Source organism: Collimonas silvisoli (assembly GCF_018305005.1).
Lineage (GTDB): Bacteria > Pseudomonadota > Gammaproteobacteria > Burkholderiales > Burkholderiaceae_D > Collimonas > Collimonas silvisoli.
The window spans coordinates 1-25,531 of sequence record NZ_JAGQEG010000009.1; the positions used below are offsets into that span (position 1 = coordinate 1).

Sequence of the window (25,531 nt, forward strand, 5' to 3'; positions counted from 1 at the left end):
CAAACCATTGACTGGCATCACCACTTTACGCCGCGCCATCGCCATCCTGTGCTGCCTGGCAGTATTCGCAGCATTGGCGCTGGCGCTCGCGGTTTCTTGTGGCAGCAGTGGCTGCGGGCTGGCGGCCGATCAAATCTATTTGTCTTTGCGTTTGCCGCGTGCGCTGACGGCGTTCGTGGTTGGCGGTTTGCTGGCTCTGGCCGGGGCGTTGATGCAGGTCTTGCTGCGCAATCCCCTGGCCGATCCTTATGTGCTGGGTTTGTCAGGCGGTTCCGCCGCTGGCGCTTTATCGGCCTTGCTGGTGGCTAGTCACTTTGGAAGCATGGGTGACGTTGCTGCGGCGTTGGGCGCGGCGCTGGGGGCGGGGCTGGCGGTCGCGTTGCTGTTCGGCCTGGCGCGCCAGGCTTTGCGCCGTCTGCCCGATGTCGGCCAGCATAGCGGCCATCGCTTGATTCTGACCGGCGTGATGATCGCAGCCGGTTTTGGTGCGATCGTGACCCTGGTGCTGACGCTGGCGCCCGACGGCCAATTGCGCGGCATGCTGTTCTGGCTGATGGGCGATCTGGAAGACGGGCGTTTGTTGATGCCGGCGGCAGTGCTGCTGGTGTTGATTTTGGGTTGGAGCGGATTGAATGCGCGGCAGCTGAATCTGCTGGCGCGTGGCGAGGGTTTTGCGCAACTGCTGGGAGTGCCGGTATTGCGCTTGCGTTTGCTGACTCTATGTGCGGCTTCGTTGGCGACTGCAGCAGCTGTCACCGTGGCTGGCACGATCGGTTTTATCGGCCTGGTGGTGCCGCATGCGATCCGTCTGCTGGTCGGCAACGATCAGCGCATCCTGTTGCCTGCCAGCGTGCTGACCGGCGGCGCTACGCTGGCGCTGGCGGACCTGGCGGCGCGTACCGCAGTCGCGCCGACGCAATTGCCGGTAGGGGTGATCACCGCCCTGGTCGGGGTGCCGGTATTCCTGTGGCTGCTCTCGCGCAGCAAGGCATGAGGAGAGTGCCATGAGCGAATCCACAATTCCTTTGCTGTGCACCGAACAACTGAGCGTAAGCATTGGCCATAAAGTCTTGTGCCGCGGGCTGGACTGGCAAGTTGCGCCGGGCCAGTTCTGGTGCGTGCTGGGCCGTAACGGCATCGGTAAAACCACTCTATTGCATACATTGGCCGGGCTGAAGCGGCCGGCCGGCGGCCGCGTGCTGATCCAGGGGCGCGATATACAAACCACTTCGGCGCAGCAGCTGGCGCGTCTGCGCGGCTTGCTGGCGCAGCAACAGGCCGATGCATTTTCCAGCAGCGTGCTGGCGGCGGTGGTCGCCGGCCGTCATCCCTATCAGTTCGGTTTCGGCTGGGACATGGAAGATGATCGGGCGCTGGCGATGCAGGCGCTGGAGCAGGTCAGGATGGCCGCTTTCAGCAGCCACGATGTGATGCGCTTGTCAGGCGGCGAGCGGCAACGGGTGGGTTTGGCAACCTTGTTGACGCAAGACCCGCTGTTGTTCATGCTGGACGAGCCGACCGCGCATCAGGACGCCGCGGCGCAAATCGTGGTGATGGAATTGTTGCGCCGCCTGTCGCCGCAAAAAGCGGTGATCGCCGCTTGTCACGACATCAATCTGGTGGCGCGTTACGCCAGCCATGTGCTGTTGCTGGGAGATGGCCGGGCATGGCAAGGCGGTAGCGACAGCGTGTTGCAGCCGGAAATCTTGCAGGCCGCATTTGCTTGTTCGTTTGAAGTGGTGGAAAACGGCTCGCGGCGTTTGTTTATGCCGGTTGCGTCTTAAGGTTTGCGCCGGCTGCGCGCCAGATCCAGTTTCTGGCATAACTCGGCAGCGCCATCCAGTATGCGCGGCCCGGGGCGGCTCATCCAGTTCGGGGTTAAGGCAAACAGATTATTGGCGGCTACCGCGGCGAGTTGGGGAAAGCGCCGCCAGCCGGTGTTGGATGCAGCGCCGCCATCGGCGGCAAAAATCACTTCCGGATTGGCTTGCAACACCGCTTCGGTGCTGACCGTCGGCGCCAGTTGCGGCAGTTTGCCGAATACATTTTCACCGCCGCATAAAGTAATCACGCTCGACACCATATGGCTGTCGTTCAGCGTCATCAACGGTTTTTGCCAGATCTGATAGAACACCCGCACCGTGGGGCGTTGTCGATAAGTTGCGTCAAGTTGCGCCAGGCGAGTCTTGAAAGAGGCGGCCGCCGCAGCGCCACTCTGTTCGGTGCCGGCCAGTTGCGACAACCGTAGCAACGACGAGGCGATGGTTTCCAGCTGGCGCGGTTCGCTTTCGAATACAGGAATGCCTATAGCGCGCAGCCTGGCGATCTGGCTGGCTACATTGCCGCTGCCCCAGGCCACCACCAGATCCGGTTTGAGAGCGACAATCCGTTCGATATCCAGCGCACTGCTGCTGCCCATCGACGGTATTTGTCTGGCGGACGGCGGGTAGTCGCTATAGTCGCTGACACCGATTACATAAGGACCGGCGCCAGCGGCAAACAGCAGTTCGGTAGCGTGTGGCGCCAGGCTGACGATGCGATGCGCGGGGCGGGGCAGTACGACCGCATGTTGCGCATCATCTTGCACGGTGATGACTTGAGCGTTGATCGCAGCGGCGAGCGACAGCGTCAGGGCCGCTGCGGCGGCTCTGGCCACTATCAGCCAGATGCGTAGTTGCCTGTTGCGGATCAGCCGCTGCACGGTCGGAGCCAGCTTCAGATTTCCAGGTTATCGATTAGGCGCGTGCCGCCCAGCTTGGCGGCAGCCAGCACCACCAGCTTTTCGCCTTGCGCCAGATCGCCGGCGGCAGGTGCTTGCAGATCGCTGCGTCTGCGGATCGAGATGTAATCCGGTTGCCAGCCGCGGCCGGTGAGTTGCGCCATCGCCTGCTTTTCCAGTTCGAAGATATCGAGGTGGCCGGCGCGTACTTCTTCGGCCACCTGATTGAGCGTCTTGAACAGATTCGGCGCTTCCGCGCGCTCGTCGGCGGACAAATACATATTGCGCGAAGACAGCGCCAGACCATCGTCGGCGCGCCAGGTTTCGGCGGCGATGATTTCAGTCGGCAAGGCGAATTGCTTGGACATATTGCGCACGATCATCAATTGCTGGTAATCCTTCTTGCCGAACACCGCAACTCGTGGCTGGACGCAAGAAAACAACTTGAGTACGACAGTGGTGACGCCGGTAAAGAAGCCCGGGCGGAACTCGCCTTCCAGCGTGTTGCCAAGGCCATCGGGCGGGCGCACGCGGAATTCCTGGGGCTCCGGATACAAGTCTTTTTCGGTAGGCGCGAACAAGACGTAGACACCTTCCTTTTCCAGCTTGGCGACGTCAGCGGCAAAGGTGCGCGGATATTTGTCGAAATCCTCATTGGGGCCGAACTGCAGGCGATTGACGAAGATCGAGGCGACCACAGGGTCGCCATGTCTCTTCGCCAGCCGCATCAGCGACAGATGGCCTTCATGCAGATTGCCCATGGTCGGCACGAAGGCGGTACGCAGTTGGCCGCGCAGCTGGTCGCGTAGCTCTTCAATCGAGGAAATGATTTTCATGTCTAAATCGGAGGTAAGTTATTTTTATATCGGGATGCGGCGTTTCGCTGATGCAGAAACAAAGCTGACGATCATGCCGGCGCGTAAGTCGGCGAGTAGGCCAGCCGCACGTAGATCGGCGCGAACGGCTCGGCCTGGGTGATTTCAATCAGGGTTTCCTTGGCCAGCTCCAGCATCGCGATGAAATTCACCACCAGCACCGGCACACCGCGAGCCGGATCGAACAATTCGGCGAACTCGACAAAGCGCGACGATTGCAGACGCCGCAAAATCCCGGTCATGTGCTCGCGAACCGACAGCTCTTCGCGGCTGATGGTGTGGTGCGCGGTCAGCCTGGCGCGCTTGATGACGTCGGCCCAGGCCGCCTGCAGATCGTCCAGGTTGACTTCCGGCCAGCGCGTGACAATGCTTTGTTCGATGTAGATCTGGGTGCGGACATAATCGCGCCCAAGCTGCGGCAGGGCGTCGATCTCGCGCGCCGCCAGTTTCATCTGCTCGTATTCCAGCAGGCGCCGCACCAGTTCCGCGCGCGGATCTTCAGCTTCTTCGCTATCGGTTTTGCGGACCGGCAGCAGCATGCGCGATTTGATCTCGATCAGCATCGCCGCCATCAGCAGATATTCCGCCGCCAGCTCCAGATTGGTGATGCGGATCTGGTCGACGTATTCCAGATATTGCAAGGTGACTTGCGCCATCGGAATGTCGAGGATATTGAAATTCTGTTTGCGGATCAGGTACAGCAACAGATCGAGCGGGCCTTCGAATGCTTCCAGGAAGACTTCCAGCGCATCCGGCGGAATGTAGAGATCGGTCGGCATGCGGAACAGCGGCTCGCCGTACAGGCGCGCAAAAGCCACGCCGTCGATCACATTCGGTGTCGAATCGGGTTGGCCCTCCAGCGTCAGTTCAACGGCATCCGACAAATTCTGGCTCATCTGATCGATCCGCGGAGGAACTTAGTGGTTGTTCTGGTACACGTAGGGTTGTTGCTGAACGCGCGATTCCTGGGTGCGCAACTGGCTGTCCAGGTCGATCGGCGTTTTATCCCACAGCAGGGCGCGGCCGGCGAGTTGCTGCTCTTCCAGTTTTGGATTGTTTTGCTTGAGTTCTTCAACGAACTTTGTGATGTCCGATTGGTAGCCAGTGATTTGCTTGGAGAATTTCATGGTTGCTTTGATAATCCGATGGGAATAGGCGCTATTTTATGCTATTTCCCGGCCGCCCGACCGCTTTGTCGTTGGCCCCGATGTCCATCAGACAATTGAGGGGCGATATACTTGGACCATCGTCAGACAAAGGAAATGGCATGAAACCATGGGTACGCAGCATTTTGATATTGATTGCCCCGCTGATAACCTCGCTTTTTATCGCGGCTTGTGATCAGAACGGCAATTTCACACAGGAGCCTGGATTGGAAAAACTTAGCCGCGGGGTGTCGTCGGAAGCCGATGTGCGCAACGCCATGGGCCAGCCGGATACGGTCTGGGAAGCGGAAAGCGGCGAGCGTTCGCTGGAATATCCGAAAGGGCCGGCCGGTGCGCGTACCTGGATTTTCTATATCGGCAAGGATGGCAAGCTGAGCGATTACAAGCAAGTCCTGACCGAAGAGAATTTCGCCAGGATCAAAGTCGGCATGAATAAGGAAGAGGTGCGCAGGATGCTGGGCAGGCCGGGCAGCGTGATGCAGTTTGCACGCAAGAACGAAGAAGTGTGGGATTGGCGCTACGTTCCCAGTGACGCCAGCCAGGCTTTCTTCAATGTGCACATGGATATCGCCAGCGGACTGGTGACCGGCACTTCAAGATCGGATATTGGCGGGCACTAACACTAGCGTTTCAACCAGCGCCGCATCACTATCGGCGGCTCTTCCAGCGGATTGGCGCGGGTGTATTCAAGTTCCGGCGCCAGTTCGAATTCAAACACAGCATACAAGTCGACCACCCTGGTCTGATCGGCGCGTACTGCCAACCGCAATTCGTTGACGTCGGCGCTGCGGGCGCGATGGATTACCGCTTCCATCAAATGCTGCGACAGACCTTGGCCGCGATACGCCGGCAACACACCCATGCGCAGAATTTCCCAGACCTCGGTTTCGGTGTCTGACGGCAGCCAGCGCACCGAACCGATAGGCTGCTCATCCAGCGACAACACGAAGCCGCCGCCGCGTTGCAGATCCTGCAGCACCCGTTCTGTGTTTTCGCGATGACCGCTGGAGCTGGCGGCGACCCGCTCGGCCCAGCAGGCGCGCGTCAGGTCGGCGATCAGTACGGCATCGCCGGCGCTGGCTTCGCGGACTTGCAGACTCATCCTGTGCAGCCTTAGCTGACGCGCATGCCGGGTTCAGCGCCTGGCCACGGGTTGAGTACGTAGATGCCAGGATTGGTCTTGCCGTCGGCGGCCGAGGCGGCCAGGACCATGCCTTCCGAGATGCCAAATTTCATCTTGCGCGGCGCCAGGTTGGCTACCATCACCGTCAGCTTGCCGATCAACTCTTCCGGCTGGTAGGAAGATTTGATGCCGGAAAACACATTGCGCAAGCGGCCTTCGCCGACATCCAGGGTCAGCCGCAATAGTTTGTCGGAACCGTCGACATGCTCGCAATTGACGATTTTGGCGATACGCAAATCGACCTTTACGAAATCGTCGATCTTGATTTCGGCGGCCAGCGGTTCGATGGCGCCGGCGCTGCGGTCTTCTGCGTTTGCAACTTCGGTCGCCGCTGTCGTCGTCACTGTTGCTGCCGGTGCGTCGAACAAGGCATCCAGCATCTTCGGCTCGACCCGCGTCATCAGATGCGAGTAGGCGTTGATGCGATGACCGTCGGCCAGCGGCCGGGCGACGTCGGCCCATACCAGCGGCTGGATCTGCAGGAAACTTTCGACTTGGGCTACCAGCGCCGGCAACACCGGTTTCAGATAGATGGTCAAGATCCGGAACGCTTCCAGCAAGCGGCTGCAGACTTCATGCAGAGCCGCTTCCTTGCCTGGATCCTTGGCCAGTTCCCACGGCTTGTTGGCGTCGACATAAGCGTTGATGACATCGGCCTGTTCCATCACCGCACGCAACGCCTTGCCGTATTCGCGGCCGTCGTACAGCGCCTGGATATCACCGGCAACCGCACGCAGCTTGGCCAGGAACGGATCGCTCTCGGTGGCCCAGGCGGTGCTGAGCTTGCCGTCGAATTTCTTGGCGATGAAACCGGCGGCGCGGCTGGCGATGTTGATGTACTTGCCGATCAAGTCGGAGTTGACGCGGGCGACAAAATCTTCCGGATTGAAATCGATATCTTCTACCTTGGCGCTCAGCTTGGCCGCGATGTAATAGCGCATCCATTCCGGATTCATGCCGAGTTCCAGGTAGCGCAGCGGCGAAATGCCGGTGCCGCGCGATTTCGACATTTTTTCGCCGGAGACGGTCAGGAAGCCATGCACGAACACATTATTCGGCACCTTTTGACCGGAGAAATGCAGCATGGCCGGCCAGAACAGGGTGTGGAAATAAGTGATGTCCTTGCCGATGAAGTGATATTGCTCGGTCTTCGGATCGGCCATGAAGGCGTCGTAGTCGCGCCCGATTTTGCCGAAATAGTTTTTCAGCGAAGCCAGGTAGCCGACCGGGGCGTCCAGCCAGACATAGAAGTATTTGCCCGGCTCATCGGGAATCTCGATGCCGAAATAAGGCGCATCGCGGCTGATATCCCAATCGCCCATGCCGCCGTCGCTTTCCAGCCATTCCTTGGCCTTGTTGGCGACTTCCGATTGCAGCCGCGGCTTGCCGTCGGCATTGCCCAAGGCCCAGCCGCGCAGGAATTCCACGCATTGCGGATCGGACAGCTTGAAGAAAAAGTGTTCCGACGATTTCATCACCGGCGTCGCGCCGGTCAGCGTCGAGTAGGGATTTTTCAGGTCGGTAGGCGCATATACCGAGCTGCAGACTTCGCAGGAATCGCCGTACTGGTCCTTGGCGCCGCATTTCGGGCATTCGCCCTTGATGTAGCGGTCCGGCAGGAACATGTTCTTGACCGGGTCGAAGAATTGCTCGACGGTCCTGGTCGAAATGAAGCCGGCCGCTTTCAGCTTGCGATAGATATCGCGCGACAGCTCGTGGTTTTCCGGGCCGTCGGTCGAATGCCAGTTATCGAAGGCGATATGAAAGCCGTCCAGGTATTGCTTGCGGCCGGCGGCGATCTGCGCCACGAATTCCTGTGGCGTGATGCCGGCTTTTTCGGCGGCGATCATGATCGGCGCGCCGTGGGCGTCGTCGGCGCCGACGAAATTGACTTCATGGCCCTGCATTCGCTGGAACCGCACCCAGATGTCGGCCTGGATATATTCCATGATGTGGCCGATGTGAAACGCTGCGTTGGCGTAGGGCAGGGCGGTAGTGACGAATAATTGGCGGGGAGTTGAAGTCAAAGTGATGCTCATTTGGCAATGGTTAGCGCTGCTGGTTGGAATAAAAGAATGATTTTAGCAGTGCCGGGGCTGTCCTTGCTCTAATCCTTGCTCCAGCCCCGTTTTAGTCCGCAGCGATAGATGTATATAAGAGTCGCAATCAAGAGGCAGGTAAGAGGCAAGTTGAAATCCGTCTGTATCGCAGCATCAGCGAAAAGACGACGATTTGGTTTAGACTTGGCGCATCTTATTAATTAAAGACATGCATAGAGGAAAAGAATGAGCGTCACGATTGAAGCGGTCAAGGCAGCGTTGTCCAGTGTGATTGACCCGAATACCGGCAAGGATCTGATCAGCGGCAAGTCGGCCAGGAATATCCGGCTGGAGGGCGCCGACGTGCTGTTCGATGTCGAGCTGGATTATCCGGCCAAGAGCCAGTTTGCGCTGATCGGGGACGCCGCAGCCGCCGCTGTCGGCGCGCTGGACGGGATCGGCAAGGTCAGCCCCCATGTCTATTCGAAAATACAGTCGCACGCGGTGCAGCGCGGCATCAAGCTGATGTCCAACATCAAGAACATCATTGCGGTAGCGTCCGGCAAGGGCGGCGTCGGCAAATCGACTACCGCGGTCAACCTGGCGCTGGCGCTGGCGGCGGAAGGCGCCCAGGTCGGGATTCTCGACGCCGATATCTACGGCCCTTCGCAGCCGATGATGATGGGCATCAGCGGCCGTCCGGAAACCAAGGATGGCAAGACCATGGAGCCGCTGGAAAATCACGGCCTGCAAGTGTCCAGCATCGGCTTCATGGTCGATCCGGACGAGCCTATGGTGTGGCGCGGCCCGATCGTCACCCAGGCCCTGCAGCAGTTGCTGGACCAGACCAACTGGCGCGATCTCGATTACCTGATCGTCGACATGCCGCCGGGCACCGGCGATATTCAATTGACCTTGTCGCAAAAAGTGCCGGTGACCGGCGCCGTCATCGTGACTACGCCGCAGGACATTGCCTTGCTGGATGCGCGCAAGGGTTTGAAAATGTTCGAGAAGGTCGGCATTCCGATTCTTGGCGTGGTCGAAAACATGAGCACCCATATCTGCTCCAATTGCGGCCACGCCGAAGCCATCTTCGGCGAGGGCGGCGGCGCCAGGATGTGCGGCGAGTATGGGGTTGAATTCCTGGGCGCCCTGCCGCTGACCATGTCGATCCGCCAGCAAACCGATTCCGGCACGCCGACGGTGGTGGCTGAACCTGATGGCCCGGTGGCGCATATCTATAAAGAGATTGCGCGCAAAGTGGCCATCAAAGTGGCGGAAAAAGCCAAGGATATGAGCAGCAAATTTCCTGCGATTGTGATCAAGAACGACTAAGGCGGAAAATTCGGCGGAAACGTCAGCGGAAACGCCTATCCGCGGTGAAGCATCCGCGGTTCTTGAGGCGCGCTGCAAACTGCGTGATGTATCGCCAGCCAGATTGTCGGCTGCGTCGCATCGGTCCACTCTATGCGGTGGCGGCAATGTGAAGGGATATGGAGCCAGGCGCCGGGCTGCATGACATGTTCATCGGTCCTGCCTTCCAGCGTCAATCCGGCTTTGCCGCTGAGCAGCAGTACCCATTCTTCCTGCGGATTGTCGTACCAGAAGCCGGGCGGACTGGCCTGGCCATTGGAAATGATGCGTTCGATTTTCAGGCCGGCGTGTTCATGCAGAAGCTCGAACACTTCTGCCGAACCCTCAGGCGGCAGCTTGCTCAGTAAATTGCCGTAGGCAGCGTACATGGTGGTTTCCTTATGGCAGCGATGCTGCTGCAATGTATTATTGCACTCAGTACATTGCACGGGCTTGCTTAAGAATTATCTATTTCCCACATAAAAAGGACAAGACGATGAAGCCACGAATTTTTTCTGTGCTGTTTTCCGCAACCTTGCTAAGCGCCGGCCTGTTGCCGCAGATGGCGCATGCGGCCTCAGTGTCGTTCATCGAGCCGGCGGACGGCGCGGTGGTGAGCAGCCCGTTTGCCGTCAAGTTTGGCGTCAGCGGCATGGAAGTCAGGCCTGCTGGCGATATGACGCCGGGCGTCGGTCACCATCATCTGTTTATCAATGAAGACAGCATGGCTGCCGGACAGTTGATCCCGATGGACGACAAGCATTTGCATTTTGGTAAGGCGCAGACCGAAACCAGTGTGACGCTGCCGCCAGGCCAATATAAATTGACCATGCAATTTGCCGACGGCTCCCATCACTCTTATGGCCCCGAGCTGAGTAAAACCATCAACGTCACGGTCAAATAGGCGAGCGCCTGAGCCAATACCCGCCAGCGGTTCCATCCGCAGGTGCAACGCGGTAAAATGGGGTTTTCCTTGATAACGGCTTTGGCAATCCAAGGCCGTTTTTATTTACCATGACTGCCAGCACTCCAGCATCGACCTCAGTATCCACTTCAGCCTCCAAACCGGTGCGTACCCGCTTCGCACCTAGTCCGACCGGTTATCTGCACCTGGGCGGCGCCCGTACCGCACTGTTTTCCTGGGCGTATGCACGTCATTTCGGCGGCACTTTCGTGCTGCGGATTGAAGATACCGATCTGGAACGTTCGACACCCGAGGCAGTGCAAGCCATCGTCGACGGCATGCAGTGGCTGGGTTTGCAGCACGACGAAGGCCCGTTTTACCAAATGCGGCGCATGGACCGCTATCGGGAAGTGATCGCGCAAATGCTGAAACAGGGCACGGCCTATTATTGCTACTCGTCGCCGGCAGAAGTCGAAGCGATGCGCGAGCGCATGCGCGCCGCCGGCGAAAAGCCGCGCTACGACGGTACCTGGCGCCCGGAACCAGGCAAGATTTTGCCGCCGGTGCCGGCCGATCGCACGCCGGTAGTGCGCTTCAAGAATCCGCTCGATGGCGAGGTCAGCTGGGACGACGTGGTCAAGGGCAATATCACCATCTCGAATCGGGAAATGGACGATCTGGTGATCGCCCGCCCGGACGGTACGCCGACCTACAATTTCTGCGTGGTGGTGGACGATTGGGATATGCAGATTACCCATGTCATCCGCGGCGACGATCATGTCAACAACACGCCGCGTCAGATCAATATCTTGAAGGCGCTGGGCGCGGATCTGCCGCTGTACGGCCACGTGCCGATGATCCTGGGCGCGGATGGCGAAAAATTGTCGAAGCGTCACGGCGCGGTGAGTGTGATGGATTATCCGGCGCAGGGTTATCTGCCGGAAGCGATGCTGAACTATCTGGCGCGCCTGGGCTGGAGCCATGGCGACGAAGAGATTTTCAGCATGGAGCAGTTTTGCACATGGTTCGATCTCGATCATCTGTCGAAATCGCCGGCGCAATTCAATCCGGAAAAATTGGCGTGGATTAACAATCACTACATCAAGCTGGCCGACAATGAGCGTCTGGCGGCCATGGTCAAGCCTTTGATGGAGCAGGACGGCGCTGATTTCAGCAATGCCCCCGCATTGTCAAAAGTGATCGGCCTGTTGAAAGAGCGCGCCAATACCGTCAATGAAATCGCGGCGGCGGCCATGCTGTTCTATCGCCAGCCGGCGCCGGATGCCGCTTTGCTGGTACAACACTTTACCGATGCGATCAAACCGGCACTGGCCGATTTCGCGCAGCGTTGTGCAACGGTCGAGTGGAGCAAGGAAAGCCTGTCGCCGATGATCAAGGAAGTGCTGGCCGCGCACAAGCTGAAGATGCCGCAGATCGCGATGCCATTGCGTCTGATGTTGACTGGGCAATTGCAGACGCCGGCGATTGACGCAGTGCTCGAATTGCTGAGTCGCGAGACAGTGATCGGACGTTTGCAACCGTATTTAGTGTAGTGCTTCGCAGGCATTGAAATTTCATAAACGGCGCCTTTTCGCGGCAGGCGTCGTTGCAAATCCTCGCGATAGTCCCGCTATCACTCTGGTTTGCGCCTAGCCTGACACGAAAATCCACCATTTCTGAAATTCCACTGCCTACGAAACACTCCACTTGTGTAATTCTGCAATAAATCTGCAAATCGGGATTTACAAGCTCTAAATAAGCTTGCTATAATCTCGCTTCTGCAAACGGGGGTATAGCTCAGCTGGGAGAGCGCTTGCATGGCATGCAAGAGGTCAGCGGTTCGATCCCGCTTACCTCCACCAGCACACAGTAGTAAAAGTAGTAAGGCAGCAAACGTAGTACGGACAGATTAATGTCCCCATCGTCTAGAGGCCTAGGACATCACCCTTTCACGGTGAGTACGGGGGTTCGAATCCCCCTGGGGACGCCAGAATTATCTTGGTATCGACAGGCAAGCGATCAGAAAGTCGATCGCAGATTTTCGGTATCAGGCGTATTCGATACAATCAATAAGGCCGCCCAATGCGGCCTTTATTGTTTCTGTCAGTAGTATGAGCAAGGTCAGCAATACGGACAGATTACTGTCCCCATCGTCTAGAGGCCTAGGACATCACCCTTTCACGGTGAGTACGGGGGTTCGAATCCCCCTGGGGACGCCAGAATAAAAAAGCTCGCGCAAGCGGGCTTTTTTGTTTTGGCGGCCACAAGTAAGCCGCCTGCGCGGCTTACGCGGGGGATGAGAAGGGAATCGCTTGCAAGCGATTCCGCGGCCTGCGGCATGTAGGCGAATCCCCCTGGGGACGCCAGAATAAAAAAGCTCGCGCAAGCGGGCTTTTTGTTTTTGTATTCCGCACCATTAAATCTCATCCATCCGCAACCGTCCCAGGCTCGCCGCCAGTCTTAGTCTTGCAGTTTGCCAATTGCTCAGCGCAAGAATGCGCTGCTGCTGTGCAGAAGCCAGGTCGCTTTGCGCTTTCAGCAGTTCCAGGATAGTGCCGACCCCCGCCTTATAACGTCCTTGCGCCACATCGAAAGACTGTCTGGCGCTGTGCAGCAGGATGTCGGTGGTGTTGAGATTTTCCGCTTCGGTGCGCAGCGCCTGCGCGCTTTTCCATACTTCCAGCATCACCTGCTGTTCGACATCGGCCAGATCGGCTTGCTTCGCCTCGGCCTGGGCCTGCGCGCCGCGTACCTTGTATGTGCGGCTGAAACCGTCGAACAGGGGAATAGTGATCTGCACCCCGATGCTGCGGCTGCTGATGGACTGTCTGGACGAGACCTGGTTGATCGGCGTGTCGTTGCGGTCGCCGCTGGCAAACAGCGACAGCGTCGGCCGTCCTTCGGCGCGGGCGGCGTCGACTTGCGCTTGCGCCGATTTCCATTGCGCTTGCGCGGCCAGGATCTTCGGGTGGATGCGCACTGCGTCGGCGATCAGATCGTCGACCGCCTGCTGCAACAACGGCGCATCGTTGGCTTGCTGGCTCAGGTCGGCCAGGGTCAGCGGCGTGTTCGGCCGCCAGCCCATGGCGATGGCGAGGCTGCCGAGCGCGCTCTGCAGATCGCCGGCCGCTTGCGCCCGTTTCAGGCTCTCTTGGGCGTAGGAGGTCTGGGCTTGCAATTTATCGGCCAGGGTGCCGGCGCCGGCTTGGTATTTGGCTGCGCTGGCCTTGAAACTGCGTTCGGCCGCTTGTTCGGCATCCATGGTCGCCGTCAGCATGGCTTGCGCCGCCTGGGCCTGGTAGAAACCTTGCACGGTATTGAGAAACACCGTTTGCAGCGTATCGTCCTGGGTGGCGTTGGCGGCGTTGAGCAATTGCCGCGCACTTTCCAGGTTGGCGGCGCGCAGGCCGAAATCGTACAGCACCCAGCTCAAGCTCAGATTGGCGGTGCTGCTGTCGGTCTTGAGCGACGAATCGGCTTGCGGAAAGTCGGGATAGGTGGTGCGGCTATGGCCTTTGCTTCTGCTGCCGCTGGCGTTCAGACTGGGCAAATAGGCGGCGCGGCTGACACCCACCGCCGCGGCCTGCACCTTGACATTGGCCCAGGCCTGGCGCGTCTGCGGATTGCGGCATAGTGCGCGCTCGACGGCGTCGAGCAGGGTCAGCGGGCTAGGTAACTGCGCGCTGAAGCCACAGCTGGTGCTGCCGGCGACGGCGGCGCTTGCCGGCGTGCCGGAAATCTCATTCGCGGTGCGCAGAGGATCGGCCCAGATGGCGTCCGCATGGCTCGGCGCAGAGACCATCAACGTCAGCGCCAGCATTGACCCTAGCGCTGGATGCAAGGCGCGTTTTACCGAAACTGTCATGCCGTTGTTGCTTCTCTCTGCGCATCGGCATCCTGCGCCGGCAACAACCGATCATCGATCACCTTGCCGCCCGCCAGGACGATGGCGCGCTCGGCGCTGTTGATGGTCTCGGGGCGATGGGCGACGATCACACGGGTGATGTTGATGGATTGGATGGCGGCATTGACCAGGTGCTCGCGTTCGATGTCGAGATGGCTGGTGGCTTCATCGAGAAACAGAATGGTCGGTTTCTTGTAGAGTGCACGGGCCAGCAGCACCCGTTGCTTCTGGCCGCCCGAGAGGATGGTGCCCATGTCGCCGACCAGCGTGTTGTAGCCCATCGGCATGCGCGTAATATCCTGATGGATCGCCGCCAGCCGGGCGCATTCGGCGATCCAGGCGTGATCGGCCTGCGGATCGAAGAAACTGATGTTGTCGGCCAGCGAGCCGGCGAACAGCACATCGTCCTGCAGCACGGTGCCGACCATCCGGCGCAGGGTATCGAGACCGACCTGGCTGACGCTCTGGCCGCCGATCAGCACTTCGCCTTCCGTTGGCGGCAAGATCCCCAGCAGGATATTGATCAGCGTGGTCTTGCCGCAGCCGGACGGGCCGACGATGGCCACCGATGCGCCGGCGGCGATCTGGAAGGAGACATCGTCCAGCACATACGGCTCCTGCTCGGCGTAGCGGAAGCGCAAGCCGCGCACTTCCAGCGACGGCGTCAGCGCCGCATCGCGTTCATCCAGATTGCGGCCATGCGTGGTTTCCGGCGGCTGCAGCACGATATCGGCCAGCCGTTCGCCTTGCAATTGCAGCATCTTGAGTTCGACGAACTTGTCGATCAGGGAGCTGACGCGGCTGTCGAACTGCCCCTTGTAGGCATTGAAGGCCATCAAGACGCCGACCGTGAAATTGCCGTCCATGACCATCCTGGCGCCGAGCCAGATGACCAGGATATTTTCCAGGCCGAACAGCAAGCCGTTGAGCGCTTTGTAGAGCAGGCCCAGTTTCTGGGTGCGCAGATCGGCATTGATCTGGTCCACCAGCAAGCTCAGCCAGCTGGCGCGGCGCTCATCCTGGCGCTGGAACAGCTTGATGGTCTTGACGCCGCGGATGGTTTCCAGGAAATGGGATTGCTGCTTGGCGGCGTGGATGATCTGCTCTTCGGTGGCGTGCCGCAAGGGCGCAAACCAGGCCCAGCGTCCCAGCCCGTACAACAGCATGGCGCCGATGGCGATCCAGGCCAGCAGCGGGCTGTAGATGCACATCAATGCCAGCGTGACGATGGTCATCACGCCATCCAGGATCGCTTCCAGGAACGAGGTCGTCAGCGTGTGCTGGATGGTGCCGACCGAGCCGAAACGCGAGACCACGTCGCCCAGATGGCGCTTCTCAAAGTAGGCCACCGGCAGCCGTAGCAAGTGCGTAAAAACATTGGCCTGCCATTGCACATTCAAGGTCGTGCTCATATACATCAGGACCCAGCTGCGGACGATGTCCACCGCCTGTTGCATCAGCATCAGCAGGCCGAAGCCCAGGGCCAGCGTGGTCAGCAAGTCGCGGCTGGCGGAGACCAGCACATTGTCGATCACCCATTGCAGGAAGAACGGGCTGACCACCGCAAACACTTCCAGCGCCAGCGACAGCAGCAGGATCTGGCTGAAGGAGCGGTACAAGCCGGTGACGCGGCCCAGCAAGCCGCGCAGGCGCACCGTCTGTTTTTCTTCCGCTTTCTTGAAGCCGGGATGCGGCCACAGTTCGAGCGCCACGCCGGTGAAGGCTTTGGCGATTTCCTCCAGGGGCAGCTGGCGGATGCCGAAGGCCGGATCGTGGATCGTCACCGAACGCGTGCCGACTTCCTGCAGCACCACGAAGTGATTCAGATTCCAGTGCAGGATGCAGGGCAGCTTGAGCTGCGCCAGATCCTCCAGATCGAGTTTCAGCGGACGCGTCGCCAGTTCCAGTTGATCGGCAATCGCGATCAGGTCGCGCAGGGTGGAACCCTTGAGCGAGACCGGGAAGCGGCGTCGCAGCGTCGCCAGGTCGGTGCGGTAGCCGTAGTAGCCGGCCACCATGCCCAGGCAGGCGAGGCCGCATTCGGTGGCTTCGGTTTGCAGCATCAGCGGCAGGGTCGGCTGCAAGCCGAAGGAGAGTCGATTGCGCATGGTCAGAGCTTGCCGGTCAGGCTGTAGAGGGGGTCCAGCACCCATTCGTAGAGATGGAGTTTTTCTTGCTGGACATCGGCTTCCAGCAGCATGCCGGCTTGCAGCGCCTGCGGCTTGCCGTAGGCGGTGACTTGCTGCGACGCCAGCAGGACGTTGATGCGATACATCGGTTCGCTGTTGCTGCCGCCGGCCGGCGCGCCGATGGTGTTCAATTCATTGTTGGGCAGGGCGGTCTTTGCCACCGATTCCACCACGCCCTTGTGGTGGCCGAATTTCTGGTAGGGATAGGCTTGATAGCGGATCAGCACCTGGTCGCCGGGGCGGATAAAGCCGATCGCCCGGCTCGGCGCATACAGTTCGGCGCGCAAGGCGGCGCCGGCCGGCACGATGCTGACCAGCGGCCGGTTGCCGTCGACCGCCTGGCCGGCGTCGGCAATCACCGCAGTGGCGACGCCGGCTTCCGGGGCGGTGATGACGATGCGGCGCTTGGCTTCGCTTTCGGTCAGTTCCTGGCCGGTGCTGGAAAGGCTGCGGTCAATCTGCGCCAGCTGGTTCTGCTGCTTCAAGGACAGCCCGCTCAGCTCGCTCCGCTGCGCCGACAAGTCGCGGCCGACGCTGATGTGGTCGCGCTCCAGGCTTTGCTGGCGGTTCTTCTGATCGAGCAGGTCTTCCTGCTTTTGCTGGAATTGTTCTTTGGAGATGTAGTCCTGCTGCAGCAAGCCTTGATAACGCTGCAGGGTTTCCTGGGCCAGCTTGACGCGGTCCTGCTGGCCGGCAATCTGCTTATCCAGCTTGGCCAGTTCATTGCCGAGGCCGGCAATTTTATTGTGCAGGCCGCTGCGTTCTTCCTGTTGCAACAAGCGGGTCTTTTGCATTTCGTCGCGCAGGCTGGCCTGGCGTTGCTCGACCTGGCCGCTGATGGCCGCCTGGATAGCCCCTAAAGTGCTGCTCTGGCGTTCGCTGGACAATACATACAACTCCTCTCCAGCTTGCACCGGCTGGCCTTCCTTCACATGCTGCTCGACGACGACGCCGGCTTGCGGCGCATAGACCTTGATCAGGCCGGTATCGGGCAGCAGCTGGCCGCTGACGGTGCTGTGCTTGGTGTAGCTGCCCCAGGCCAGGAAGGCGCAGACGATCGCCGCCAGCGCCACGGCGAAGGTGGTCAGGAAGGTGAATGTAATCGGGCGGATCAGGATGATGTCGCCTAGCCATTTGGTTTGCTGCGCGGCGAGCGCTTGATCGCGGAATAAACTCATGTTTCTTTGCAATAAAAAACACGGCATATTCGTGCCGTGTTTTGAAAATTTACCCTTAGGAAATTTTGGGTGACTTAGCCGGGCATTGGCCCAGGTGGAGTTGGCTTAGGTGGGGTTGGCTTAGGTGGGGTTGGCACAGATGGGGTTGGTGACCTCGTATAACTGTTGGAATAACGGGTAAAACAGCACCATCGGAGCAGGCAACAAAAAAAGCCGCCGCTTACTTCCTCAGTTTCCTTCGTAGACAACTGTCTAATAGCCATGCTTACTCCTTTAGATTAAAAAATGCCACTAGTGGCGATGTCGCAATCCCATGGTGAGATTGAATGTGCAACAACATGGATTTATGATTTTTACATCTAAGTGTAAAAAAGGCAATTAATAAAAAAATAACAATTACCTAAATGAAATATTGAAATTCATCCCGGGGATGGCTGAGGGCATTGCAATTTGCCAGCGCGCATAAAAACCAAAAGGCCGCATGAGCGGCCTTTTGGTTTTTGTACATAGTCGACGCATTTTTATTGCGCTTGGTGATTGTTATCTACGCCCCGTCATCTCACGCGCAGCTTGCATGTCGCGCTCAAAATTTGCGCGGGCTTCCTTGCGGCAGTCGGCTGCTTCATGGCCGCGTATCGCGTGGCAATCCTTCATGGCTTGCGCATAGGCGTTGGTGTTTTCCTTCTTCATGGTTTGGAAACGCGCTTGCGATGTCTTGTCTTCGGTGTGCCAGCGTGGGGGGTCTTTGAGTTCTACGTTTTCTTCGGCTGCACTGGCATGCAGCGCAAAAGCATTGGCGGCGATAAAGAGTGATAGCCATAGCGGTTTAAGTTTTATGTTCATGATGCCTCCTTGTTTTTTTGCATCCGGCGAGATGCCGGATGCAAAACGGATTGCTCAAGTGCATAACTTCGCCTGGTCTGAACAGCAGCAAGATCGGCGCGGCCGCCAGGGTTCATCAGATAATCGCGCCGCGTTATCAGTAGCGCGAAATCTGACCGTTATCGACGCGTACCCGATCGCCAACCCGCAGATCGCCTGGATTGCTGACGCTGATGGTTTGGTAGGCGTTGTTATTCATGCGCACGCGGATGTTGTAGGAGGTGGCACCGGGGCTGTTGCGTGCCTCAAGCTGATTGCCAACCGCCGCACCGCCGACCGCGCCGGCAATAGTGGCCAGGGTATTGCCCGTGCCGTGACCGATCTGATGGCCGACTACGCCGCCCAGTACGCCGCCGACGATCGCACCGCCTATGCCTTGGCTAGGTGTGTTGACCACATCGATGGCGTCAACCACGCCGTAGTTGCTGCTATTGTTTTGTTGGTAACCTTGCTGGTAACTAGGGTAAGTTTGCGGAGGTGGATTGCTATAACCTTGGTTGTTATAGCCCTGGTTGCCATAGCCTTGTCCGCCATACGGCGCTGCGCAGCCGCCGAGCAGCAGCGTGCCGCCGATGATTGCAGCCAGCATGGCTTGTTGAGATGTTTTGCGGATTGTCATAGCAGCCTCATGGTGTCGGTTGGTGTATTTAGTGTAGTACTTCACGGTTATTACATATATGCGATTCACCCCACTAAAACGATCTGGATTCCTGCCCGGTTGACCGGCCCGCCATGAGCAAGGCGAGATTGTTACGAAACTTACACTTCAGCAATCAGTCCTGTTTGCCGGCATGAATTGTCAGCCCTTGCTCCAGTAATCCGGCTGCGCATAAATCGATTTCAAGCGATCGATAAAGAAGCGGACCTTGGCCGGCAAATGGCGTTGCTGCGGATAGACTGCCATGATGTCGTAATGCGGCAGCGCAAATTCGTCCAGCACCGTCAGCAGTTCACCGTCATTGCAATCCAGATTGCCGGCTTGCTGGAAATACCAGCCGTGCTGCTGGCCGCTGACGGTGCTGTGGTTGGTGTAGCTGCCCCAGGCCAGAAAGGCGCAGATGATCGTCGCCAGCGCCAGCGCCACCGCGAATGTGATTAGGAAGGTGAAGGAAAGCGGGCGGATCAGGACAATGTCGCCAAGCCATTTTACCCGTTGCGAGATCAGTGCTTGTTCGCGAAATAACCCTCATATTATTTTTTTAGTTAGGAACTTGCCATGCCAGGAGGACGGGATCTCTATTTGCGTGCAGTACCAAATTTCACGAAAAGCTGGGGGGCTTTGAGGGGACTGAAAAACTAGTGTCCGGGTTTTAGATTTACCAGGACACTTTATGCCTACTACAAAAGGTACTTTGAATAGCACATTCCAGAGTAGTCATCGTAAAGTTCTGGTCTTCTGTCAATCACGTTCCAAGACATTCGCCCCCCTTCCCATTTCATGGCCCCGCTCACCAAGGCAATTTCTTTTTCTGACAAGACTTGCATTTTTCCTTCTCCTGAAAAAAATCTCATTTTTATACCTCTTAGAAAGAATTAACATCCGAATTGATCGATAGATTCAATTATTTTAGAAACATCCTCCTTTCTCATGATGTCTGCCTTCATCGTAGTAACTTTTCCGTCTGAGGCCTTCATTTGCTTCTTTACCTCTTTAAACTTCGCGCTATTTAATTGTTTGAATGCGCAAGCTGAGTACAATTTTGCTGCTGTCGTGCTATCACCTTTGTCATAAATTCTCCAAAAGCGCGCCTCAGCATTATCTGAGCTCAATATTTTTTTATAGGCCGATTCACCTGTAGAAATATGGCCAACGAATCCAATATTACCCAATGCAAACATCTCGGTTTTTGCTAATGTCGTGTCATCGCTAGTTGATACGTCCGTTACAGTCTGCTCTGCAGCTTGTCCAGTGCAAAAGAAAGACGGCAAAATAGAAAGAGCCGAGAAAAGAAAAAACGATATTATTTTTTTTAAAGATAGATGCGCTGTTGCAACTTGGCATGGACTTTGAAAAATTATTTGCATAAGTTTCACTCGCAGAGAATTTATATTGATATTTTTGTTTTTGAGAAAATAAATATCTTTTGTTTTTTTATAATGTATTGCTTCGTAAGGCTCCATCCACCAATGTCGCCAGAGCTTCTTGAATGTTGCAAACATTGTATTATTTGAGTAGTTCTTGCAAGCTCAACTACGACAATTTCTTAACTTTAAGAAAATGCTGACTTATCCGCTGGCTGGCGGTGAGCTTTCCAGCATCGATCTCAATTTCGCGTATCAGCTGTCGTTCTGAGCGTCCCCGAATCAGTCCTGTTTGCCGGCATGAATTGTCTCAGCCCTTGCTCCAGTAATCCGGCTGCGCATAAATCGATTTCAAGCGATCGATAAAGAAGCGGACCTTGGCCGGCAAATGGCGTTGCTGCGGATAGACTGCCATGATGTCGTAATGCGGCAGCGCAAATTCGTCCAGCACCGTCAGCAGTTCACCCGAGGCCAGCTGCGATTCGATTTCCCAGGTCGAGCGCCAGCCCAGACCCAGGCCCTCGCTGACCCAGCGGTGCAGCAATTCGCCGTCATTGCAATCCAGATTGCCGGCGGTCTTGATGATCACCGGCTTGCCGCCTTGCTGGAAATACCAGCCGCGCTGCTGGCCGCCTTGCAAATTAAAGGAAAGGCAATTGTGGCTGGCGATATCTTCCAGCGTCTTGGGGATGCCGTGGCGATGAAAATATTCCGGCGTGCCGCACACCACGCGGCGGTTGCCGGCCAGTTTGACCGCGACGAAATTCGGATCGATGGCGCCGCCGATACGGATGCTGATGTCGTAGCCTTCACGCACCAGGTCGACCACGCGGTCGGTCAGGTTGAATGAGATCTGTACTTCCGGATTGCTGGCGATGAAAGCCGGCGCATGCGGCGCCACATGCTTGCGGCCGAATGCGGCTGGCGCCGATACCACCAAGTGGCCGGTGGCCTTGTGCCGGCCTTCCGAGATAATCTTCTCGGCGATATCGAGCTCGCTCAGCAGCTTGCGGCAATGATCGAGGAATACCGTGCCTTGTTCGGTCAATGTCAGATGACGGGTGGTGCGGTGCATCAGCTTGGTGCCCAGCCGTTTCTCCAGCGCATCTATGCGTCGTCCCAGCATCACGGGGGTGATGTTCTGCTCCAGCGCCGCGCTTGCCAGGCTGCCTTTCTCCACCACGCTGACGAAGGCTTCAATCTGTTTGAGCTTGTCCATGTCTTCTCCTGCTTAGCTATTCATCCTACGTATTTTTACTAGTATTCCATACTTGGTGTATCGAATAAAGCGATTGTTTGTTGTCTTATCAAACAATATGTTTGGTTATAGCATGTGCTTCATCCACTCGGCAGTCTTCAGACCATTTCCCATCCCTAGCGCGTGATACGGAAAATGAGACCAGGCGAGGGCGGGCCGCTGGCAGTGGCAATGACTCATTGGCAATAATTTTATTCAGTAATCCGGAGGCAACATGGCAAAGATGAAGGCAGTGGACGCAGTAATGCACGTATTGGCGAAAGAAGGCTGTTCACAAGCCTTTGGCGTGCCGGGCGCGGCAATCAATCCGTTTTACTCTGCGATGAAACGGCATGGCGGGATCCAGCACACGCTGGCGCGCCACGTTGAAGGCGCCTCCCACATGGCGGAGGGTTACACCCGCGCCAATCCGGGCAATATCGGCATCTGTATCGGCACTTCCGGCCCGGCCGGCACCGACATGATCACCGGCCTGTATTCGGCGCAGGCCGATTCGATTCCAATCCTGTGCATTACCGGCCAGGCGCCGCGTGCTCGTTTGTACAAGGAAGATTTCCAGGCGGTCGATATCGAAGCTATCGCCAAGCCGGTCACCAAATGGGCAGTCACGGTACGCGAGCCGGCCTTGCTGCCGCGTGTGTTCCAGCAAGCGTTCCACATCATGCGCTCGGGCCGTCCAGGCCCGGTGTTGATCGACATGCCGTTCGACGTGCAAATGGCTGAAATCGAATTCGATCCGGATACCTACGAGCCATTGTCGGTGTATAAGCCGAAGGCGTCGCGGGCGCAGATCGAAAAAGCCCTGACTATGTTGAACGAAGCAGAGCGCCCATTGCTGACGATCGGCGGCGGTGTGATCAATGCTGACGCAGCAGACCTGGCGGTCGAGTTTGCCGAATTGACCGGCGTGCCGGTGATTCCGACCCTGATGGCCTGGGGCGCGATCCCTGACGATCATCCGCAAATGGCGGGCATGGTCGGTTTGCAAACCAGCCATCGCTACGGCAACGCCACCATGCTGGCGTCCGACTTCGTGCTCGGCATCGGCAATCGCTGGGCTAACCGTCATACCGGTTCGGTCGAAGTGTTTACCAAAGGCCGCAAGTTTGTCCACGTCGATATCGAACCGACCCAGATCGGCCGCGTGTTCGGTCCGGACTACGGCATCGTCTCGGACGCCAAGGCTGCACTGACCTTGTTCGTCGAAGTTGCGAAAGAATTGAAAGCCGCCGGCAAATTGCCTGACCGTTCGGCCTGGTTGGGCGAGTGCCAGGAGCGCAAGCGCACCATGCAGCGCCGCACCCATTTCGACAACGTGCCGGTCAAGCCGCAGCGCGTGTACGAAGAAATGAACCGCGCTTTCGGCCGCGATACCTGCTACGTCAGCACCATCGGCTTGTCGCAGATCGCTGCCGCACAATTCCTGCACGTGTATCACGCTCGGCACTGGATCAACTGCGGCCAGGCCGGCCCCTTGGGTTGGACTATTCCGGCGGCGCTGGGTGTTTGCGTCGCCGATCCGAAGCGTGAGGTGGTAGCGATTTCCGGCGATTACGACTTCCAGTTCATGATCGAAGAATTAGCGGTAGGCGCCCAGTTCAACCTGCCTTATCTGCACGTCGTGGTGAATAATTCCTACCTCGGCCTGATCCGCCAGGCGCAACGCGGCTTCGAGATGGACTACTGCGTGCAACTAGCGTTTGAGAACGTCAACGCGCCGGAACTCAACGGCTACGGTGTTGATCACGTCGCCGTGGTTGAAGGCCTGGGTTGCAAGGCGATCCGCGTGACCGATCCGAACGGCATCCAGGATGCATTCGCAGAAGCCAAGCGCTTGATGAAGGAATTCCGCGTGCCGGTAGTGGTGGAAATCATCCTGGAACGTGTCACCAACGTTTCCATGGGTACCGAGATCGACAACATCAACGAGTTCGAAGAACTGGCGACCAGCCGCAGCCATGCGCCGACTGCCGTGTCCTTGCTGGACTGATTTTTCAGGAGAGACGATATGACAAAACTAGCCGCCAACCTGACCATGCTGTTCACCGAGCTGCCCTTCCTGGAGCGCTTCGATGCGGCAGCCAAGGCCGGGTTCAAGGGAGTCGAATTCCTGTTCCCGTATGCGTTCCGCGCCGAGCAGATCGCCGACAAGCTGGCCACCAACGGCCTGGAACTGGTCTTGCATAATCTGCTTGCGGGCAACTGGGAAGCCGGCGAACGCGGTATCGCTTGCCATCCGGACCGCGTCAGCGAATTCCAGCAAGGCGTCGACGACGCGATCCGTTATGCCAAAGTGCTCGGCGTCAAACAGCTGAACTGCCTGGTCGGCATCGTTCCTAACGGTGTCAGCACCGAACTGGCGCGCGCCACCGTGATCAGCAATCTGAAATTTGCTGCGGACAAGTTGCAGGCGGAGGAAATCCGTTTGCTGATCGAACCGATCAATAGTTTCGACATCCCCGGTTTCTTCCTGACCGGCACGCATCAGGCGCTGGATTTGATCAAGGCCACCGGTTCCAGCAATCTGTTCGTGCAATACGACATCTATCACATGCAGCGGATGGAAGGCGAACTGGCCAACACCATCAAAGCCAATCTGCCGCAGATCAAGCATGTGCAGCTGGCGGACAATCCGGGCCGTTTCGAACCCGGCACCGGCGAAATCAATTATCGCTATCTGTTCAAGTTCCTCGATGAATGCGGCTACGACGGCTGGATAGGCTGCGAATACAAGCCGAAGGCTGGCACCGTCGATGGCTTGGGCTGGCGCGCTGCGCACGGCGTCTGACAGATGTAAGTATTTTTAAAATTACGGAGAAATATCATGGCAAAAGTTGGCTTTATCGGACTCGGCATCATGGGCGCGCCCATGGCGGAAAACCTGCAGCGCGGCGGCCACAAGCTGTATCTGCATGACCAGAAGAATCCACCGGCAGCGCTGATCGACGGCGGTGCAACCGTGTGTACTTCCGGCGCCGAAGTCGCCAAGCGCGCCGACATCATCATCGTCATGGTGCCGGATACGCCGCACGTGGAAGCCGTTTTGTTCGCCGAAAAGGGCGTGGCCGAAGGCCTGTCCGCCGGCAAGGTCGTGATCGACATGAGTTCGATCTCGCCTATCGCGACCAAGGGTTTCGCCAAGAAGATCAATGCACTGGGTTGTGAATACCTGGATGCGCCGGTGTCCGGCGGCGAAGTCGGCGCCAAGGCGGCGTCGCTGACCATCATGGTCGGCGGCTCGGAAGGCGCCTTCAACGACGCCAAGCCATTGTTCGAACTGATGGGCAAGAACATCACCCTGGTCGGCGGCAATGGCGACGGTCAAACCACCAAAGTGGCAAACCAGATCATCGTTGCGCTGAACATCCAGGCGGTGGCTGAAGCCTTGCTGTTTGCGTCCAAGGCCGGCGCCGATCCGGCCCGTGTACGGCAAGCGCTGATGGGCGGTTTCGCCGCATCGCGGATTCTGGAAGTGCATGGCGAACGCATGGTAAAGCGCACTTTCAATCCAGGCTTCCGCATCGAGCTGCATCAGAAGGATTTGAACCTTGCCTTGCAAGGTGCCAAGGCGCTCGGCGTCTCGCTGCCGAACACTGCAGTAGCGCAAGAACTGATGAATTCCTGCGCCGCCAACGGCTTGAGCGGCCTCGATCATTCGGCGCTGTGCCGGGCGATTGAAATCATGTCTAACCATGAAATCGCCAAGGCGTAAAATATCGTCTTGAACCGGTCAGGCGGGCCGGCAAGCAGCCATCTCCGGCCCGCGATATCTGTTATTGTCTTACACGAATAAATGCAGCCGATTCAAGCTGCTGCGGCAGCGCCATAAAAAGAGCAAGACAGAATAATTTTCGAGACA

Annotated in this window: 23 protein-coding genes, 3 tRNA genes and 1 pseudogene; 12 read left to right on the plus strand and 15 right to left on the minus strand. The window is 57.9% G+C overall.

Annotated features, from left to right (window positions below; translation table 11 throughout):
• Positions 1 to 7: 7 nt before the first annotated feature.
• Together KHU33_RS03530 and KHU33_RS03535 are read left to right on the plus strand one after the other, a co-directional pair.
• Positions 8 to 994 (plus strand): FecCD family ABC transporter permease, encoded by a 987-nt coding sequence (locus KHU33_RS03530; protein ID WP_211461195.1) that lies wholly within the window; start codon positions 8 to 10, stop codon positions 992 to 994.
• 10 nt (positions 995 to 1,004) lie between these two features.
• Positions 1,005 to 1,784: an ABC transporter ATP-binding protein gene (locus tag KHU33_RS03535; protein WP_211461135.1), complete on the plus strand. Its 780-nt coding sequence runs from the start codon at positions 1,005 to 1,007 to the stop codon at positions 1,782 to 1,784.
• Here KHU33_RS03535 and KHU33_RS03540 read toward each other — a convergent pair.
• From KHU33_RS03540 to KHU33_RS03555, 4 genes are all read right to left on the minus strand, one after another.
• Positions 1,781 to 2,701 carry a cobalamin-binding protein gene (locus KHU33_RS03540; RefSeq protein ID WP_329956017.1) on the minus strand — a complete coding sequence of 307 codons (921 nt, stop codon included), beginning with the start codon at positions 2,699 to 2,701 and terminating at the stop codon, positions 1,781 to 1,783. The genes KHU33_RS03535 and KHU33_RS03540 overlap by 4 nt on opposite strands.
• A 14-nt stretch (positions 2,702 to 2,715) precedes the next feature.
• A complete protein-coding gene (gene panC / locus KHU33_RS03545; protein WP_211461136.1) occupies positions 2,716 to 3,555 on the minus strand; it encodes a pantoate--beta-alanine ligase in 840 nt (279 codons plus the stop codon).
• 71 nt (positions 3,556 to 3,626) lie between these two features.
• The gene (locus KHU33_RS03550; RefSeq protein WP_211461137.1) at positions 3,627 to 4,490 is read right to left on the minus strand and encodes a segregation and condensation protein A; all 864 of its coding nucleotides are present in this window, start codon (positions 4,488 to 4,490) and stop codon (positions 3,627 to 3,629) included.
• 21 nt (positions 4,491 to 4,511) lie between these two features.
• Positions 4,512 to 4,721, minus strand: coding sequence for a DUF3460 family protein (locus KHU33_RS03555; RefSeq protein WP_211461138.1), 210 nt, complete (start codon positions 4,719 to 4,721; stop codon positions 4,512 to 4,514).
• A gap of 245 nt (positions 4,722 to 4,966) precedes the next feature.
• Between KHU33_RS03555 and bamE the strand changes: the two genes are divergently transcribed.
• The gene (gene bamE / locus KHU33_RS03560; protein WP_329956018.1) at positions 4,967 to 5,380 is read left to right on the plus strand and encodes an outer membrane protein assembly factor BamE domain-containing protein; all 414 of its coding nucleotides are present in this window, start codon (positions 4,967 to 4,969) and stop codon (positions 5,378 to 5,380) included.
• 2 nt (positions 5,381 to 5,382) lie between these two features.
• Here bamE and KHU33_RS03565 read toward each other — a convergent pair whose 3' ends face one another.
• Together KHU33_RS03565 and metG are read right to left on the minus strand one after the other, a co-directional pair.
• Positions 5,383 to 5,862, minus strand: a complete 480-nt coding sequence (locus tag KHU33_RS03565; RefSeq protein WP_211461140.1) for a GNAT family N-acetyltransferase — start codon at positions 5,860 to 5,862, stop codon at positions 5,383 to 5,385.
• A gap of 11 nt (positions 5,863 to 5,873) precedes the next feature.
• A complete protein-coding gene (gene metG, locus KHU33_RS03570) occupies positions 5,874 to 7,982 on the minus strand; it encodes a methionine--tRNA ligase (protein WP_211461141.1) in 2,109 nt (702 codons plus the stop codon).
• A 246-nt stretch (positions 7,983 to 8,228) separates the two neighbouring features.
• On the opposite strand from metG, the gene apbC reads away from it, so the two are divergent.
• Entirely contained in the window at positions 8,229 to 9,317 is a 1,089-nt protein-coding gene (gene apbC, locus KHU33_RS03575; RefSeq protein ID WP_211461142.1) for an iron-sulfur cluster carrier protein ApbC, read from the plus strand.
• A 35-nt stretch (positions 9,318 to 9,352) separates the two neighbouring features.
• Here apbC and KHU33_RS03580 read toward each other — a convergent pair whose 3' ends face one another.
• Positions 9,353 to 9,724: a cupin domain-containing protein gene (locus KHU33_RS03580; RefSeq protein ID WP_211461143.1), complete on the minus strand. Its 372-nt coding sequence runs from the start codon at positions 9,722 to 9,724 to the stop codon at positions 9,353 to 9,355.
• Positions 9,725 to 9,831: 107 nt separating this feature from the next.
• Here KHU33_RS03580 and KHU33_RS03585 point away from each other — a divergent pair, with 107 nt between their 5' ends.
• The 5 genes from KHU33_RS03585 to KHU33_RS03605 all read left to right on the plus strand — a co-directional run bounded on the left by KHU33_RS03585 (position 9,832) and on the right by KHU33_RS03605 (position 12,458).
• A complete protein-coding gene (locus KHU33_RS03585) occupies positions 9,832 to 10,239 on the plus strand; it encodes a DUF4399 domain-containing protein (RefSeq protein ID WP_211461144.1) in 408 nt (135 codons plus the stop codon).
• A gap of 110 nt (positions 10,240 to 10,349) precedes the next feature.
• Positions 10,350 to 11,792 carry a glutamate--tRNA ligase gene (gltX, locus tag KHU33_RS03590; protein ID WP_211461145.1) on the plus strand — a complete coding sequence of 481 codons (1,443 nt, stop codon included), beginning with the start codon at positions 10,350 to 10,352 and terminating at the stop codon, positions 11,790 to 11,792.
• A gap of 233 nt (positions 11,793 to 12,025) precedes the next feature.
• Positions 12,026 to 12,101, plus strand: a tRNA-Ala gene (locus KHU33_RS03595).
• A 52-nt stretch (positions 12,102 to 12,153) separates the two neighbouring features.
• Positions 12,154 to 12,229, plus strand: a tRNA-Glu gene (locus KHU33_RS03600).
• A 153-nt stretch (positions 12,230 to 12,382) separates the two neighbouring features.
• Positions 12,383 to 12,458 (plus strand) — tRNA-Glu (locus tag KHU33_RS03605).
• A gap of 197 nt (positions 12,459 to 12,655) precedes the next feature.
• On the opposite strand, the gene KHU33_RS03610 is transcribed toward KHU33_RS03605, so the two are convergent.
• The 8 genes and pseudogenes from KHU33_RS03610 to KHU33_RS03645 form a co-directional block, all read right to left on the minus strand.
• The gene (locus KHU33_RS03610) at positions 12,656 to 14,104 is read right to left on the minus strand and encodes a TolC family protein (RefSeq protein ID WP_211461146.1); all 1,449 of its coding nucleotides are present in this window, start codon (positions 14,102 to 14,104) and stop codon (positions 12,656 to 12,658) included.
• A complete protein-coding gene (locus KHU33_RS03615) occupies positions 14,101 to 16,257 on the minus strand; it encodes a peptidase domain-containing ABC transporter (protein WP_211461197.1) in 2,157 nt (718 codons plus the stop codon). The genes KHU33_RS03610 and KHU33_RS03615 overlap by 4 nt, the downstream gene beginning before the upstream one ends.
• On the minus strand, positions 16,254 to 17,522 hold the full coding sequence (locus tag KHU33_RS03620; protein ID WP_407928242.1) for an HlyD family secretion protein: 1,269 nt from the start codon (positions 17,520 to 17,522) through the stop codon (positions 16,254 to 16,256). The genes KHU33_RS03615 and KHU33_RS03620 overlap by 4 nt, the downstream gene beginning before the upstream one ends.
• A gap of 528 nt (positions 17,523 to 18,050) precedes the next feature.
• The gene (locus KHU33_RS03625) at positions 18,051 to 18,353 is read right to left on the minus strand and encodes a hypothetical protein (RefSeq protein WP_211461148.1); all 303 of its coding nucleotides are present in this window, start codon (positions 18,351 to 18,353) and stop codon (positions 18,051 to 18,053) included.
• 136 nt (positions 18,354 to 18,489) lie between these two features.
• A complete protein-coding gene (locus KHU33_RS03630; protein WP_211461149.1) occupies positions 18,490 to 19,011 on the minus strand; it encodes a glycine zipper 2TM domain-containing protein in 522 nt (173 codons plus the stop codon).
• A 180-nt stretch (positions 19,012 to 19,191) separates the two neighbouring features.
• Positions 19,192 to 19,401 (minus strand): annotated as a pseudogene (locus KHU33_RS26290) (LysR family transcriptional regulator); the annotation flags it as partial.
• 524 nt (positions 19,402 to 19,925) lie between these two features.
• A complete protein-coding gene (gene mchS3 / locus KHU33_RS03640; RefSeq protein WP_211461150.1) occupies positions 19,926 to 20,513 on the minus strand; it encodes an MchS3 family protein in 588 nt (195 codons plus the stop codon).
• A 211-nt stretch (positions 20,514 to 20,724) separates the two neighbouring features.
• Positions 20,725 to 21,633 carry a LysR family transcriptional regulator gene (locus KHU33_RS03645; protein WP_211461151.1) on the minus strand — a complete coding sequence of 303 codons (909 nt, stop codon included), beginning with the start codon at positions 21,631 to 21,633 and terminating at the stop codon, positions 20,725 to 20,727.
• 253 nt (positions 21,634 to 21,886) lie between these two features.
• Between KHU33_RS03645 and gcl the strand changes: the two genes are divergently transcribed.
• Genes gcl through KHU33_RS03660 form a run of 3 tightly spaced genes read left to right on the plus strand, consistent with a single transcriptional unit; the run spans position 21,887 to position 25,384 of the window.
• Entirely contained in the window at positions 21,887 to 23,662 is a 1,776-nt protein-coding gene (gene gcl / locus KHU33_RS03650) for a glyoxylate carboligase (RefSeq protein ID WP_211461152.1), read from the plus strand.
• An 18-nt stretch (positions 23,663 to 23,680) separates the two neighbouring features.
• Positions 23,681 to 24,460, plus strand: a complete 780-nt coding sequence (gene hyi / locus KHU33_RS03655) for a hydroxypyruvate isomerase (RefSeq protein WP_211461153.1) — start codon at positions 23,681 to 23,683, stop codon at positions 24,458 to 24,460.
• Between the two features lie 36 nt (positions 24,461 to 24,496).
• Complete coding sequence (locus KHU33_RS03660; RefSeq protein ID WP_211461154.1) at positions 24,497 to 25,384, plus strand: 2-hydroxy-3-oxopropionate reductase; 888 nt, start codon at positions 24,497 to 24,499, stop codon at positions 25,382 to 25,384.
• Positions 25,385 to 25,531: the final 147 nt, after the last annotated feature.